We start from the raw sequence: 13,895 nt of genomic DNA on the forward strand, positions 1-13,895 counted from the left end.
CCGGGGCCCGCGTCGATGACCAGGCCGGAGATCCAGGGAGCGACGGCGATACCGCGTTGAAAGCGGCGATGTCCACCGCTCCGCCCAGCGTGCCCCGCGCGGTCCCGGCCGCGACGAACACCACCTGAAAGCAGGCCGGCGCCACGCGGCGGGGCAGCTTCAGGGTGGCCGGCGCCAGCAGCGGAGCGCCGACGACCATGCCGATCGCGAAGGCCGAGACCAGCAGCCCCGCCTCGTACAGCGAGACATCCAGATCCCCGGCAAGGGAGGGGCAGCAGCCCGGAGAGCATGAACTCCGAGGTGCCCTGGGCGAGCGTGCCGAACCCGAGAGCGTAGATGATCAAAGGCATGATGGAGGTGCTCCAGAGGACATCGCCGGGCGAGCGGGGGTGCCGCGCGGGCAGACGGTCGGGCCGAGCGGGACCGCCGTCATCCAGGTTCACGCCAACCGCACAGCCGATCAGCCGCCAAACCTGTCCCAGCCGAACCTGGGTCCAGCTGGGCCACCCTGAGCGGAGCGGCCACTGCCCTCCCGGCGAATACTGGAGAGATGGAGCAGAACGCTGAGCTGGCCGACTTCCTCCGCACCCGCCGGGCCCGCCTGACCCCGGCCGAGGCGGGACTGCCCCCGGGCATCGGTGCCCGCCGGGTCCCGGGGCTGCGCCGCGAGGAGGTCGCCCAGCTCGCCGGGGTGAGCACGGACTACTACACCCGCCTCGAACAGGGCCGCCACCCCAACGTCTCCGAGGCCGTCCTGGACTCCGTCGCCCGCGCCCTGCGCCTGGACGACGACGAACGGGCCCACCTCTTCGACCTCGCCCGCACCCGCACCGCACGTCCACGCGGCCGTCCCCAGCCGGTGCAGCGGGTGCGCCCCGAGGTCCACCGGATGCTGGACGTCCTCAACAGCGTCTCCCCGGCCTTCGTCACCAACCACCGCGGCGACGTGCTCGCCGCCAACCAGCTGGCCAAGGCCCTGATCACCGACTGGCAGGCAAAGCCCTACCGGGAGCGCGGCTTCGCCCGCTTCGTACTGTTCGATCCGGCCGCCCGCGAGCTGTACCGCAACTGGAACGAGGTCGCGGAGATCGTCGTGGCCAACCTGCGCCTCGAAGCCGGACGCCACCCCGACGACGCCCTGCTCAACGAGCTGATCGGCGAGGCCGTCGTCAAGGTGCCCGAGTTCAGCACCTGGTGGGACAGCCACCGGGTGGCCCAGTGCGCCCACGGCACCCAGCACTTCCACCACCCCGTGGTCGGCGAACTCACCCTGAACCACGAGACCCTGGCCCTGCCGGCCGACCCGGACCAGACCATCTGCGTCTACATCGCGGAACCCGGCACCGCCTCCGCACAGGCCCTCGCCCTCCTCGCCAGCTGGAGCGCCCCCGACGCCGTCCGCGGCGACGGCGCGTCCCAGGCCGACCGGCCCGGCACCGCGATACACCCTGAGTGACCGACAAGCAGCAGCCCGCGCACGCGCGGGCTCGTCACTCCCGCTCACTTCCCGTCGCCCGTACCCGTGAAAGGAAGCCATGCCCCACACCACCGCCCCCGCCGACACGTACCGCGGCCCCGGCGACCATCTGCGTCTTCTCTGGCCCCAGTGGCAGGGCGCCGGTGCCGCCGCCGTCAAGGAGCTGGCACCCGAGTTCCCGCTCGGCATCGCCCGCCGCGGTTACGCGCTCGGCACCAAGGTGCTCGAAGCGATCCTGCCGCCGCACGAGGGCCCCACCGCGACCGTCCCCGTCACCATGAGCGACGACGGCCTGGAGGAGCGAGACGGCGTCGAGGCCAAAGCGGTGGTGCTGAAGCAGCTGGCGAGCGCCCTGGATGTGATCCGCGCTCACGATCCGGCACGGATCACCACCCTCGGCGGCGAGTGCGCGGTCAGCGTGGCCCCCTTCGCCGAACTCGCCCGCCGTTACGGCGACGACCTGGCCGTCATCTGGATCGACTCCCACCCCGACGTCGCGACCCCCAGCAGCGCCTACCGTGGGTACCACGCGATGGCCGTCACCGCCCTCACCGGCCACGGCGACAACGACATACGCAAACTGCTGCCCGCCACCGTGGCCGCGGACCGCCTCGCCCTCGTCGGACTGCACGAGTGGACCGACGACGACTTCCCCAACATCGCCGCCTGGGGCATCCACCCCTTCAGCCCCGACCAACTGCGGGCCACCACCGGGCCCCTCCTCGACTGGCTGAGGGCCACCGGCTGCACCCGCGTCGCCGTCCACTTCGACGTCGACACCATCGACAGCAGCGAGATCGGCCTCGGACTCGGGTTCGTTCCCGGCGGACTCACCAGCAGCGAAGTACGACGCATCGTCACCGACATCGACAAAGCCGCGGACATCGTCGGCCTCACGATCGCCGAGTTCATCCCCCGGCAGGTCATGCGCCTCCAGCAGATCCTCAGCGGCTTCCCCCTGCTCCAGAACAGCTCACCTGCCCACTGACGACGCAGGCCCCCCCGGCCGGGCGGCGCCCCCGTACGCACAGGGGTGCCACCCGTACGACACCGGACGTACGCCCCGGGGCTCACGGAGCCCCGGGGGACAACACCGCGAAGCCGGGACAGGACGGCGGGGCCGTGAGTCAGACCAGCTGCGCCGTGCAGCCGATCTGCTCGGCGAGGCTCAGTTCCTGGCACATGAACCACAGGTCGGTGATCCTGCCCTCGTCGTTGAAGTGCAGCACACCGATCTCCTCCCACTCCACGCGCTTGCCCGTGGCCGGAGCGCCGGCGAACGTGCTGGAGTGCAGGGCGGTCATGCGGTAGTGGAGCATGACGGTGTTGCCGGAGGCCACGATGTCGCGGGCTTCCGCCTTCTGGTCGGTCAACGCTCCGGACAGCACCTTCCAGCCCGCTTCGAGCCACTCCACGAAGTTGCCGCTCTGCGGGATCGTGTCCCCGGTGAGCGCGTACAGGTCCGCGAAGCCGGCCCGGCGGATCGGGGCATCCACGGTCACCAGCGAGCGGATGAGGTCGAAGTCGCCCCTCGGCATCGCGTCCTGAAGCAGCAGCAGCGTGTTGTCGAGGTTGCGCTGGACAACGGCGTCGGTCATGTCGGTTCCTCTCACGACGGGGAGACGCCCGGGCGACGCGATCGATCCGCGTCGACGTTCTCCCGCGTGCCGAGCAGCGGGCCGTACGGGCTTGGGACGGCCGCCGCGTGAGCTACCGCGCGGCGCTCGCTCCCGTCGCCGCGGAAGCTCTCGGCAGCGCTTCCCTCCCCGTCGCTTCAGGGCCGCCGTGGCCCGCACCCTCGGGGCCGATCCCTACGGCAGCGGTTCCATTTTTGTGGCCGGTGGGAGAGCCTCTCCCACCGGGTGTACACGTCAGGCATCTTCCGAACTGGACAGGGCTTCGCTGATCATGCGTGTGGCGAAGTCACGGTCGTCGGTGAGGCGGTTGATGTGCTCGGCGAGCAGGAAGGTGGTGGCTTCCAGGGAGGTCATCTCGTCCTTGGTCCAGTACCCGTACTGTTTGCGCCACAGGCTGGGGCTCAGGTCACTGGCCGCAGCGACGAGCAGGCCGGCCATCGTGGGGATGACCTCGGGACGGACGCTCTTGGGCATCATGCGCATCGTGGCCACGAGGTTGGGCACCACGCATGCGATGACGTCCTTGTCGTGATCCTCGTAGGCCATGCGCAGCCACTTCATGAACATGAAGATGAGCGTGCACGTACCGTCCAGCACGTCATCGACTTGCCTGGGCCCCAAGGACGCGGCGAACTGGTCGATCAGCGCCTGCTCTTCAGGGTCGGTCCCGGTCCTGGAGTCATAGATGGCCTTGAGCCGGGAGTCGATCATCATGAGTGCCGCGCCCACATCGCCGGCGGGCGCGTACTGGGGGTCACAGGGCGATTCCACGGAACTCCTCCTCGTCCGACCACGGTAGGTAGCGTGGCGCATCCATACAGTAGGCCGCCGATGAGGCCGGGGTGGCCCCAATTCACGGCACGGAGGCCGATCGACCGCAGCGCTCGCGACTGCCGCTCCGCCGTCGCGCCGCCCCGGTTGGACCCGGCGCAGCGCGGCGGCCTTGTGTGCGGCGCGCCGAGGACTCGTCGCACAGAGCGCTGTGGCCCGAGCATCAATAAGGAAATAGTCTCCGTTTTGTGCGGCGGGCATACGGAAGCAGAAGCAGCCTCCGCATGGGTCAACGGGAGGTGCGAGGGCATGGGTGTCTCAGGCGTGGACGGGCGTCGGCCGCGGACGGACAAGCAGCGCAACCGCTTGCACATCCTCGAAGTCGCGGAGCAGTTCTTCGCCGAGCACGGCATCACCGGCTCCAGTGCCACCATGGCTGACACCTCATCGCCCCAGGCACTCACGACGCTGATGAAATCCGGGTGGCAGATGCCCGCGAACACACGGTGAGACTTCCGTCGAGGTACGCGCTGTGAACGATCACCCAGGTCGGGCAGGGTTCCGCGTCACGTAATCGCCCGTGGGGACAGCGGACTGTCCCTCGCTGTGCGGGCGGGTACGCCCGAGGCTCCTGGTCAGGTTACGGAGCGAGGCGCGTAGAGGGCGGCTGTCGCGGTGGCCTTGCGGGCCAGGGCCTGGCGGAGGTCGTCGGGGGCGAGGACCTCCGCGTCCGGGCCGAAGGCGAGTAGCATCTCGGCGGCCACGAGGGCGCGGAAGCGCAGCTCGATTCTCGTCCAGCCCGGCTCGTGCCCGGCCTCCGGCGTGCCGGTCCGATGGGGTGGGGCGAGGTCGGGTTCATGGATGCGCAGGAACTTGGCGAGGATCTCGTCGCGGACCTTGACGGTGACGGCGAGCGGGGCGGGGATGTCGTCGATGCGGCGGCGCAGGGTGTCCCACACCTCGGCCAGTTCCACCCGGTCGCGGCGGCGGGCCGGCTGGTCGAGGACCGTGGCGGACAGGGCGCGGTCGGTGCGGAAGAGATGGGGTTCGCCGTCGTGGTCGGCGACGAGGTACCAGACGCCGGCCTTGCTGACGAGACCGTAGGGATCGAGGGCGTAGGTCCGCAGGCGGTTGTCGCGGCCGTGGCGGTAACGCAACCGCAAGCGGCGGTCGGTGAACACGGCCTGCTGGAACGCGGCCAGGTCGGTGGCGGGCTGGTCGGGGCCGGGGGTGCCGCGCCAGCGGACGGGGTCGATGAGGATACGGCGGCTGACCAGGTCGGCGTCAAGGCGGTGGGGCGCGGGCAGGGCGGCCATGACCTTGCGCAAGGCGGAGCCGAGCGCCGGCCCCAGGCCGAGGTCGGCGTGGGCGGGGCCGGAGAGCAGCACGAACAGGGCGCGGCTCTCGTCGGCGGTCAGTCCGGTGACGTCGGTGCGGAAGCCCGGGAGCAGGGCGATCCCGCCCTGCGGGCCGCGGACAGTGTAGACGGGGACACCTGCGGCGGACAGGGCTTCCACGTCCCGCATGATCGTGCGGACCGAGACCTCCAGGCGGTCGGCCAGCTCGGAGGCGGGCAGCTGCTGGTGGGTCTGCAGCAGCAGCATGATCGAGAGCAGTCGGTCGGATTTCATGGCTCCAAAAATCCCTCACGTATATGACCAAAGGTGTCATATATGGCGGGGAGGATGCAGTCATCGGGCCGCCGCCGGGGCGGACCGGACGCTCCTGACAGGCAGGCCGGCGGTCTGCCGGATGTACTGGAGCGAACGAGAAGGAAAGGTGCATCCCATGACTTCCACCACCGCATCCGCGCAGGAGATCGCCCGGGCGTACACCGAGGCGTGGATGAACGGCGACGTCGACAAGGCGCTGGCCTATGTCGCGAACGACGCGGTCTGCAAGGCGCCGAACGGCACGTTCGAGGGCAAGGACGGCTTCCAGCGGTTCATCGGGCCCTTCGCCGGCTCGCTGAACGGCGCCACCCTCATCGACGTCCTGGGCGACGCCACCCACGCCGCCGTCGTCTACACCCTGGACGCCCCGTTCAAGAGCGACTTCCCCGGCATGGACTACGTCACCGTCAAGGACGGCCGGGTCACCGAGGTCCTCAGCCACTTCGACCTGTCCCCGCTCATCCAGGCCGGCGGCAACCCCCAGCACTGACCCCCACGTGCCCGGGCCGGTACGCCACAACCCGCCGGCCCCGGGCGCGGTACCCCGTAGCCCACTACGGCACATGATCGAAGGCAGCATGAGCACCGCCGCGCTCACCACCCAAGGCGACACGATCGTCTTCCCCGAGCCGCTGATCCGGGCCAGGATCGTCCGGCGTCCGAACCGGTTCATCATCGACGCCGACGTCGACGGGACCGGAAACGAGACCGCCTGCCACTGCCCGACCACCGGCCGCATCGGCAACCTGGTCCTGGACGGACTCGACTGCCTGCTCTCACGCAGCCGCAATCCCGCCCGCAAGACCCCGTACACCGTGGAAGCCGTCAGCGTCGACGCGCCCGGCACCGGCCGTCCGGCCTGGATCGGGATCAACCAGAGCGCCGTCAACCGGTATGTCGAACAGGCCCTGGTCCACCATCTGCTGCCGAAGATCGTCACCGCGCACACCGTGCTGCGCGAACAGCCCCTCGGCAGCTCCCGCCTCGACTTCCTCGTCGACGACGACACCTATGTCGAGGTGAAGACCCCGCTGGACAACCTCCAGGTCGCCCTGGGCGATCACGTCCGCACCCGCCCCAGCCCGCCGCTGGCCTCCACCGACCGGCTGGTCAAGCACATCGGGGAACTAGGCCGCGGCCTGAAAGCCCATCAGCGCGCCGTCCTGCTCGTCTGCTTCCTCTACGACAACCCCGGCTTCCAGGTCCGCCCCAGCAGCCACCACGACGAGGTCCGGGCGTCCGTCGCCCAAGCCGTGCAGGACGGTGTCGAGATCTGGCAGGTCAACTTCCGCCTCGATACGACCGGCGTCCGCGTCGCGCGCCACCGCGACCTCACCGGCCGGTTCCGCTCCTGAGGGCGACCGCCGCCCGCCCCGGAAACCACGGCGCGACCTGAGCCCCAGTACCCCTCCTCCGCCCAGCCGCGCGGATCTCCTCGAAGGAACACCTCTCATGCGCAGGATTCAGTACCACCGCTACGGCGCCCCGGACACGATGCGACTCCAGGACTTCGTCCTGCCCTCGCCGCGGGAAGGAGAGGTCGCGGTCTCCGTCGTCGCGGCCGCGGTCAACCCGATCGACTGGAAGGTCCGCCAGGGCGAGCTGAAGATGATGACCGGCCGGTCCTTCCCCCGCGCGATGGGCTCGGACTTCGCCGGGACGGTCACCGCGGTCGGCCCCGGTGTCACCGGCCTGAAGCCCGGCGACGAGGTGTACGGGATCACTCCTCTCAAGCCCAGCGGGGCCTTCGCCGAGGCCGTCATCGCCCCCGCGTCCCATCTGGCGCTCAAGCCCGCCGGCCTCTCCTTCGAACAAGCCGCCGCGCTCGCCACCCCGGCGGTCATGGCCTTCGCCGGGCTCGTCGACCGCGCCCGCCTCCAAGCCGGGCAACGGGTCTTCGTCAACGGGGCGACCGGCGGCGTCGGCGAAGCCGTCGTCCAGCTCGCCCGCTCCCTCGGCGCCACCGTCAGCGGCACCAGCGGCCCCACCTCACAACACCGGGCCATCGGCCTCGACCGCGTCTACGACTACACCGCCGTCGACCCTGCCGGCCAGAGCGAGCTACAGGGTGCGTTCGACGTCGTCTACGACACCAACGGCTTCCTACCGGTCAAGACCGCGACGCGGCTGCTGAACAAGAGCGGCGTCTACCTCGACATCAACGCCACCCCCGCCAAATTCGCGCACGCCGCCGTCATCCGCCGCCACAAGATCTTCTTCTGCAAGCCCGACACCAAGACCCTCACCGCCGCCGCCGACCGGGCCGCCGCCGGGGGCATCCGTATGTCCATCGGCGAAACCGTCCGCCTTGAGGACGCCATCGGCCTGATCGCCGGTCTGGAGAAGGGCCGCAAGATCAACGGCAAGGGCCTGATCCTCGCCGGCCCCAACAACTGACACCGCCACACTGTCCCTGGCCGCCGCCTCCTCCGGCTTCCTGTGCATCGAGCTCGCCGCCGAGGCGGAGCGCCACACCCCGCACGCTTGCGATGCGGAGGATGTCTCCGTATTGCCGGAAAGGAAAGCGGATGCATTCTCCGTTTTTCTTTCGCCGTGCCCTGAGGAGCGACCATGACAAGCCGACAGATGCTCCTGGGCATGCAGTTCACCAGCGGTTACGGGGCCGAGCCCGGCGCGTGGCGCCTGCCCGGGGTGAACCTGTCCGGCTACACGGACATGGACCAGTTCGTGCGCTACGCGCAGGCCGCCGAGCGCGATCCAACTGCTGTTCATCGCTGACACCCCGGTCCTTGACGTGGATCTCGATGACCAGGCCCCGCACTTCCCCATGGACCCTCTCCTCGTCTCACCGCCATCGCACGGGAGACGGAGCGGATCGGCCTGGTCCGGCACGCACACGCCACTGGCCGCCTGACCGACGCGGTCATCCACAGCGCCGCGCGCTGCGCGGCACGGCGGATGTCCTCCGCGGGAGGAACCGGGCACCTCCGTCCGGCTACGGACGCCGCCCCGTCAGGTTTCGAACGAAGTGACCTCGACCGTCACAAACGAGACCACGGCGGTAAAGAGCGGTCCCCGAACCGAGGGTGATCACGGGTGAGGGGTTCGCGCCGGCGCCGGGGGCTGGCCGGTGCCGGCGCGGACCGGTGGGATCAGGTCGCCGGCTCGACGCGGAGGTCCACGGAGAGTGTCCCGGAGAAGCTGATGGTGAGGATGCGATGTGTGCGATTGCCCAGGTACGACCGGTCCATCGGCGCGTACTTCGCTTCGCGGTCCACTCCCCAGTCGATGACGAACCGGAGGTTTCCGCGGGTGACGGTGAGGCCGCGGGTGACGGTGATGGTCTCCTGTCCGTAGGGCGCCGCGGTGCCGTTCGCGAAGGCCACGCGGTCCGCGGTGCCGATGATGAGGGGGATGCGTTCGCGGGAGGCTCCCGGTGTGGTGAGCACCCGCCTGATGCCGTCGGAGCGGTGCGTCACGTCCGTGGTCACGGCGCCGTCCGTGGTGACGTATCTCGTGGTGAACACGCCCGTGTATCCGGTCAGCGAGTCCGCAGGGATGACGGCGCCGGACGCTGTCGACCCGGCGTGGTGCGTCGCGTTCACCGGGCCTCGGGAGGAGGCGGTGCCGACGGTGTCGGCGACGGTCGTCCAGTCGTCCGGACCCGTGCTGTTGACGGTGAGGGCGAGCATGCCCGCGACGGGGTGCCAGAACGCGTTCGTCCCCGTCCGCTGGAGCGAGTTCTGCCGTACGCCGTAGAGGGCGGCGGTGTAGTACCCGGGGCGGCGGACGAACACGTACTGCTGGTCGAGGGTGCCCTTGCGGAGTTCGGTGAACGTGGACTCGCGCAGATAGCGCAGGGCGGCGACCTGTGCGTCGCGCTGGGCTCCGGGGATCCCGGTCGGGGCCTGCGGGACATGCATGTGCAGCCGCGGCGACGAGTCCTGCTTCTGCCGGGGGGAGACCGGCGCCGTGGAGGCGCTCCAGGCGTTGCGCGCCTGGGTCTTCTCCTCCGCGCTGGCGAAGAACGCGCCCAGCGCGGGCACATGGGGCACCAGGGTCCGGGCGAGCGCGCTGCGGTCCAGGTCGTCCACCGGGGTGGTGACGAACGTGGCGACGATGTTGCGCGCGCTCGTCCCGGAGAGGATGAAGCCCTCGTTGCGTCCGGGTTCCATGACGACGATGTATCCGAACCAGGCGGCGAACCGCTCGGCCAGCTGGATGATCGCCGGGTCCGGCAGCCGCTTGTACAGCGCGCCGAGATCGGGAAGCATCACGTCGAAGTTGTACCCGGCGTCCGGTGCGACGGGCTCGTGGAAGAACCCGGCGGGTGCCTGTCCGTCCTTGAGGATGATCTGAAGCCGGTTCGGTACGGAGGCGCTGACGGCCGGTTCGCCGAGGATGTGCGCCGCTTCGACGACACCGGAGAGCCCCGCGACGACCTGGTTGGCGTACTGGACCGGGCGGTTCCAGTGCGGACGGGAGGTGTCGACGAGCCACGCCGAGCTGGCGCGGATGGCGTCGCGGATCTGGAGCCGGCGGTCGTACAGCTCACCGGCGGCGCGGAGGTCCCGGAGGACGGCGGAGAGGGCGACGGTGCCGAACCCGGTCGGGGAGAGGTGGTGCTCGGTCGGCGAGTACTCCGGGTACGACCCGTCGGAGTGCTGCAAGGAGAGGTAGAAACCGAGGGCGGCGTCCAGGCGCGCGAGGAGCGCGGGGTCGCGGTAGTACGGGTTCCACGGCCGGTCGTTGGCGTAGAACCACGAGAGGGTGGCGACATGCTCCATGATCCGGGAGTTGTAGGGCTGGTTGGGCGTGCGCTGCCAGCCGTCCTCCATCCACCCGTAGTTCGGCGCGACGTCCCGGATGCTGTTGGCGAGCGGAGCGACGATCATCAGGTACGCGGCGAGTACCTGCTCGTTGGGCGCGAACTGCGTGCGTACCGGCCGCCCGGCCGGGAGCGGGGCGACGAGCGGCAGCACGGTGCCGTCCGAGGTCGCCAGCGCGGGCGCCGCTCCCGCGCTCCCCATGCCTATGACCGCCGCGGCGGTGCCGACGCCGACCAGGAAGTTCCGTCGGCTGAGCGGCGGAAGCATCGGTGGGCGTGTCTGATCCTCATGCGTCATCTCGACTCCTTTGTCGTGCGACCGGGGCGATGAGGTCAGCGGCGGCGTCCGGTCCTCGTCGTCGCTGTGGTGGATCGGCTCATCCCGGGTCAGATCGTCCCGGGTCGGCTCATCCCTTGAGCCCGGTCTGGGCGAGGCCCTGGACGAACTGCTTCTGCGCGATGAGGAACACCACGAGGATCGGGACGACGGTCAGGGACGCGGCGCCGAGCTGTGTGTTCCACATCTGCTCGCCGTAGAAGTCCTGATAGCGCGTGATCGCGAGCCCGAGCGTGAAGTTCTCGGGGGTGCGCAGGAAGATGAGCGCTTCGAAGTACATGTTGAACGAGCGCAGGAACGCCATGATCCCGACCGCCGCGACCGCCGGCGTCGCCAGCGGGAGGGCGATCCGGAAGAACACCCCGGCGCGTGACACACCGTCCAGCCGTGCGGCCTCCTCGTACTCCTTCGGGAAGCTGAGGAAGTGCTGCCGGAAGATGAACACGGAGACGACCGCCGTGGGCCCGAAGATCGGCAGGATGATGAGCGGCCAGTGTGTGTTGGTGAGGCCCATCGCCCGGACCGCGGTGAAGATCGGGATGATCGTCACCTCGGTCGGCACCATCATCGTGGCGAGCATGAGCGTGAACGCCGCGTTGCGCAGGGGGAAGCGGATACGGGCGAACGCGTAGCCCGCCATCGCCGACAGCAGAATCGATGCCAGGGTGACGACCACCGCGATGTACATCGAGTTGCCGTACTGCCGCAGGAACGGCTGCGCGGTGAAGACCTGCGCGAACCCGTCCAGCGTCCACTCCTTGGGGAGCAGTGTGGGCGGCTGGAGGAAGATCTCGTTCGCCGGCTTGAACGACGAGAAGATCATCCACAGCGTCGGATAGAGGAACGGGAGGGACGCGACCACGAGCAGCACATACAGCGTGACGGTCGTCACCCGTGAGCGGCTGCGTGCCGCGCTCGACGGATCAGACCTCATCGTGCACCCACTTCCGGCGGGAGGTCCACTGGAGCATCGTCAGGGCCAGGATGATGGCGAAGAGCACCACGCCGATGGCGCTGGCGTATCCGAACTGCTGGCTGACGAAGGCCGTGCGGTAGAGGAAGAACGGCAGGACGTTGGTGGCGTTTCCCGGCCCGCCGTCGGTGAGCAGCTGTACGGGAGCGAAGACTTCGAGCGAGCCGATGGTGGTGAGGATCCCGGTGAGGAGGATCGTCGGCGCGATCATCGGGACGGTGATCGACCAGAACGATTTCCACGGCGTCGCGCCGTCCAGCTGGGCGGCCTCCCGGATCTCCTCCGGGACGCTCTGGAGAGCGGCGAGGAAGAGCACCATGTTCATGCCGACGCCCTTGAACACCTGGACGACGACGAGGGAGATGAGCGCGGTCGAGGAGTCGGCGAGCCAGCTGGGGCCGTCGATGCCGAGGACCTTGAGCGCGCCGTTGATGCCTCCGTTGGGGGCGAGGAGGAAGCCCCAGGTCACGGACCAGGCGACCACCGACACCACGACCGGCGAGAAGAAGATCGTACGGAACGCGGTGATGCCCTTCATCCGCCGGTTGAGGAGAACGGCGAGGCTGATGGCGATCACGAGGTTCAGCACGAGGACGCCCGCGCTGAAGAACAGACTCGCGACGACCGAGGCGGAGAAGGTCGGATCGGCGAAGAGCCGGGAGTAGTTGCCGAGTCCGGTGAACTCCATCTCGCCGGTGAGCGGCCGCCACTCGTTGAGGCTGTACCAGATGACAAAAAGGAAGGGTACGACGCCGAGGACGATGACGCCGAGGACCTGGGGCGCGACGAAGGCCACGCCGAGCCAGCGGTCCCGGTCAGGACGGGGGCGCGGGTTCGGCACGACTCTTCGGCCGTCCGGTGCGGAGGTACGTGCGGTCACTGGGTTCAGCCCTTGAGCGTCGGCGAGATCTGTTCGCATATGCCGGTGACGGCGGCCTTCACGTCGCCTCCCGACCACACCGAGTCGAGGCCCGCGCGGACCTTGTCGGAGAACTGTGAGAGCACCCGGTGCTGCGACTTCACCTTGGCCTCGGGGACCACATCGATGATCGCCGACTGGATGGCCTCGGGCGAGAGCTTCGGCGCGGCCTTGGCGAGCGTCTCCACATTGAGGAGCGACTTACGGGGCGGCGGGAAGAACTGCGCGAGCAGCTCGGCGTTCGTGGGGTTCGTCAGGTAGGCGAGGAAATCGGCCGCCTGCTCCTTGTGGGTGCCGCGTTCGAGCACGCTCACCCCCGCCTGTCCGACGATGGGGTGGTAGCCCTTCGGGCCCGCCGGGAGGGGCAGGAACGACCACTTGAAGCTGTCGTCGAGGCTGCCCGACTGGCTGAGCTGCGCGATGCTGAAGGCCACGTCGCCGCTCGCGAACGCCGCGGGCTCCGCGTTCCCCGAGACGGCGGGGATGGCGCCGCGGCTGATCTGCTTCTGGTACCAGGTGAGGTACTCGGTCATCTCCGGCGACGCGAACTCGCAGGTGCTGCCGTCCTCGGACCACGGAGTGGCACCCCATCCGCCGGCGAGCATGGTCACCGCGCTCCAGTTCGTGGGGTTGAACGTCGGGATGTTCAGCCCCACGGCCTTTGTCTTGCCGTGCGTCGCCGCGGCGATGTCGCTGATCTTCTGCCACGTGTAGTCCGGGGTCCCGACCAGCGCTGCCACATCGGGCTGGCCGGCGGTCTTCAGGAGGTCTTCGTTGACGTAGAGCGCGAAGGGCGAGTTGGAGAACGGGTACGCGTAGACGCCGCCCTTGTCGTCCTGCCACGGAGCGAGCGCGGCGGGGAGGATGTCGTCGAGTTTGTAGCCGTCGGTGCCCTTCAGTGTGTCGCGGACGTCGTGCAGGACGCCCGCGTCGACGAACTCGGGGCCGCTCGCCTCGGGTATCCAGGCCAGGTCGGGGATGTCGCCGCCGGCGATCTGCGTTGTCAGCCCGGCGATGTAGTCCGGGTTCGTGACGGGCTCGAACGTGATCGACTTGACCGTGTCGCCGTGCTCCGCGACATAGGCGTCGCCGACCTTCTTCAGCAGTGCCAGGTGATCCTTGTTGGACGACCAGAGCGCCATCTTCAGGTCGGCGGGACCTGACTCACCGGTGTCCCCGCCGCTGCACGCGCTGAGGAACAGGGCCAGGACTCCGGTGAGCGCGATGGCGGCTCTTCGGGATCGGGTAGCTCGCATGAAGTACTCCTTCGTACATTCCGCGCCTCGTAGCGCTCCGCGGAAAGTAAAGTACCAGCGCTA

Annotated in this window: 14 protein-coding genes and 1 pseudogene; 7 read left to right on the plus strand and 8 right to left on the minus strand. The window is 69.3% G+C overall.

The genetic code is table 11. The annotated features are described in order from the left end of the window. Window positions 1-171 precede the first annotated feature (171 nt). Window positions 172-350, minus strand: a pseudogene (locus DVK44_RS36930) (Cmx/CmrA family chloramphenicol efflux MFS transporter); the annotation flags it as partial. A 200-nt stretch (window positions 351-550) separates the two neighbouring features. On the opposite strand from DVK44_RS36930, the gene DVK44_RS02585 reads away from it, so the two are divergent. Both DVK44_RS02585 and DVK44_RS02590 read left to right on the plus strand, forming a co-directional pair. Then, window positions 551-1,456 carry a helix-turn-helix transcriptional regulator gene (locus DVK44_RS02585; RefSeq protein ID WP_114658126.1) on the plus strand — a complete coding sequence of 302 codons (906 nt, stop codon included), beginning with the start codon at window positions 551-553 and terminating at the stop codon, window positions 1,454-1,456. Between the two features lie 79 nt (window positions 1,457-1,535). After that, on the plus strand, window positions 1,536-2,465 hold the full coding sequence (locus DVK44_RS02590) for an arginase family protein (RefSeq protein ID WP_114658127.1): 930 nt from the start codon (window positions 1,536-1,538) through the stop codon (window positions 2,463-2,465). 139 nt (window positions 2,466-2,604) lie between these two features. On the opposite strand, the gene DVK44_RS02595 is transcribed toward DVK44_RS02590, so the two are convergent. Continuing rightward, window positions 2,605-3,075: an ester cyclase gene (locus DVK44_RS02595; protein ID WP_114658128.1), complete on the minus strand. Its 471-nt coding sequence runs from the start codon at window positions 3,073-3,075 to the stop codon at window positions 2,605-2,607. Window positions 3,076-3,348: 273 nt separating this feature from the next. Further along, entirely contained in the window at window positions 3,349-3,885 is a 537-nt protein-coding gene (locus tag DVK44_RS02600; protein WP_114658129.1) for a hypothetical protein, read from the minus strand. Window positions 3,886-4,194: 309 nt separating this feature from the next. Here DVK44_RS02600 and DVK44_RS36655 point away from each other — a divergent pair, with 309 nt between their 5' ends. After that, the gene (locus DVK44_RS36655; protein WP_181957389.1) at window positions 4,195-4,395 is read left to right on the plus strand and encodes a hypothetical protein; all 201 of its coding nucleotides are present in this window, start codon (window positions 4,195-4,197) and stop codon (window positions 4,393-4,395) included. 125 nt (window positions 4,396-4,520) lie between these two features. Here DVK44_RS36655 and DVK44_RS02610 read toward each other — a convergent pair whose 3' ends face one another. Further along, complete coding sequence (locus DVK44_RS02610; protein ID WP_114658130.1) at window positions 4,521-5,516, minus strand: helix-turn-helix transcriptional regulator; 996 nt, start codon at window positions 5,514-5,516, stop codon at window positions 4,521-4,523. Between the two features lie 157 nt (window positions 5,517-5,673). On the opposite strand from DVK44_RS02610, the gene DVK44_RS36235 reads away from it, so the two are divergent. From DVK44_RS36235 to DVK44_RS36660, 4 genes are all read left to right on the plus strand, one after another. Further along, window positions 5,674-6,048 carry a nuclear transport factor 2 family protein gene (locus tag DVK44_RS36235; protein ID WP_162793638.1) on the plus strand — a complete coding sequence of 125 codons (375 nt, stop codon included), beginning with the start codon at window positions 5,674-5,676 and terminating at the stop codon, window positions 6,046-6,048. A gap of 73 nt (window positions 6,049-6,121) precedes the next feature. Continuing rightward, entirely contained in the window at window positions 6,122-6,913 is a 792-nt protein-coding gene (locus DVK44_RS02620) for a DNA/RNA nuclease SfsA (protein WP_228446963.1), read from the plus strand. Between the two features lie 97 nt (window positions 6,914-7,010). Further along, the gene (locus DVK44_RS02625; protein WP_114658131.1) at window positions 7,011-7,955 is read left to right on the plus strand and encodes an NAD(P)-dependent alcohol dehydrogenase; all 945 of its coding nucleotides are present in this window, start codon (window positions 7,011-7,013) and stop codon (window positions 7,953-7,955) included. 174 nt (window positions 7,956-8,129) lie between these two features. Then, window positions 8,130-8,297 (plus strand): hypothetical protein, encoded by a 168-nt coding sequence (locus tag DVK44_RS36660; protein WP_181957390.1) that lies wholly within the window; start codon window positions 8,130-8,132, stop codon window positions 8,295-8,297. A gap of 374 nt (window positions 8,298-8,671) precedes the next feature. Here the strand turns inward: DVK44_RS36660 and DVK44_RS02635 are convergent, their stop codons facing one another. From DVK44_RS02635 to DVK44_RS02650, 4 genes are all read right to left on the minus strand, one after another. Beyond that, window positions 8,672-10,645 (minus strand): hypothetical protein, encoded by a 1,974-nt coding sequence (locus DVK44_RS02635; protein WP_114658132.1) that lies wholly within the window; start codon window positions 10,643-10,645, stop codon window positions 8,672-8,674. Window positions 10,646-10,754: 109 nt separating this feature from the next. Further along, window positions 10,755-11,576 (minus strand): carbohydrate ABC transporter permease, encoded by an 822-nt coding sequence (locus DVK44_RS02640; RefSeq protein ID WP_331461569.1) that lies wholly within the window; start codon window positions 11,574-11,576, stop codon window positions 10,755-10,757. A 31-nt stretch (window positions 11,577-11,607) separates the two neighbouring features. Continuing rightward, on the minus strand, window positions 11,608-12,537 hold the full coding sequence (locus DVK44_RS02645) for a carbohydrate ABC transporter permease (RefSeq protein ID WP_228446964.1): 930 nt from the start codon (window positions 12,535-12,537) through the stop codon (window positions 11,608-11,610). Window positions 12,538-12,542: 5 nt separating this feature from the next. Beyond that, window positions 12,543-13,832 (minus strand): ABC transporter substrate-binding protein, encoded by a 1,290-nt coding sequence (locus DVK44_RS02650; RefSeq protein ID WP_114658135.1) that lies wholly within the window; start codon window positions 13,830-13,832, stop codon window positions 12,543-12,545. Window positions 13,833-13,895: the final 63 nt, after the last annotated feature.

This window comes from Streptomyces paludis (assembly GCF_003344965.1).
Classification (GTDB): domain Bacteria; phylum Actinomycetota; class Actinomycetes; order Streptomycetales; family Streptomycetaceae; genus Streptomyces; species Streptomyces paludis.

Bases quoted from the DNA above. Each gene is read 5' to 3' on its own strand.
- DVK44_RS02585 (WP_114658126.1), top strand. From the start codon at position 551: ATGGAGCAGAACGCTGAGCTGGCCGACTTCCTCCGCACCCGCCGGGCC.
- DVK44_RS02590 (WP_114658127.1), top strand. From the start codon at position 1,536: ATGCCCCACACCACCGCCCCCGCCGACACGTACCGCGGCCCCGGCGAC.
- DVK44_RS02595 (WP_114658128.1), bottom strand. From the start codon at position 3,075: ATGACCGACGCCGTTGTCCAGCGCAACCTCGACAACACGCTGCTGCTG.
- DVK44_RS36655 (WP_181957389.1), top strand. From the start codon at position 4,195: ATGGGTGTCTCAGGCGTGGACGGGCGTCGGCCGCGGACGGACAAGCAG.
- DVK44_RS02610 (WP_114658130.1), bottom strand. From the start codon at position 5,516: ATGAAATCCGACCGACTGCTCTCGATCATGCTGCTGCTGCAGACCCAC.
- DVK44_RS36235 (WP_162793638.1), top strand. From the start codon at position 5,674: ATGACTTCCACCACCGCATCCGCGCAGGAGATCGCCCGGGCGTACACC.
- DVK44_RS02620 (WP_228446963.1), top strand. From the start codon at position 6,122: ATGATCGAAGGCAGCATGAGCACCGCCGCGCTCACCACCCAAGGCGAC.
- DVK44_RS02625 (WP_114658131.1), top strand. From the start codon at position 7,011: ATGCGCAGGATTCAGTACCACCGCTACGGCGCCCCGGACACGATGCGA.
- DVK44_RS36660 (WP_181957390.1), top strand. From the start codon at position 8,130: ATGACAAGCCGACAGATGCTCCTGGGCATGCAGTTCACCAGCGGTTAC.
- DVK44_RS02635 (WP_114658132.1), bottom strand. From the start codon at position 10,645: ATGACGCATGAGGATCAGACACGCCCACCGATGCTTCCGCCGCTCAGC.
- DVK44_RS02650 (WP_114658135.1), bottom strand. From the start codon at position 13,832: ATGCGAGCTACCCGATCCCGAAGAGCCGCCATCGCGCTCACCGGAGTC.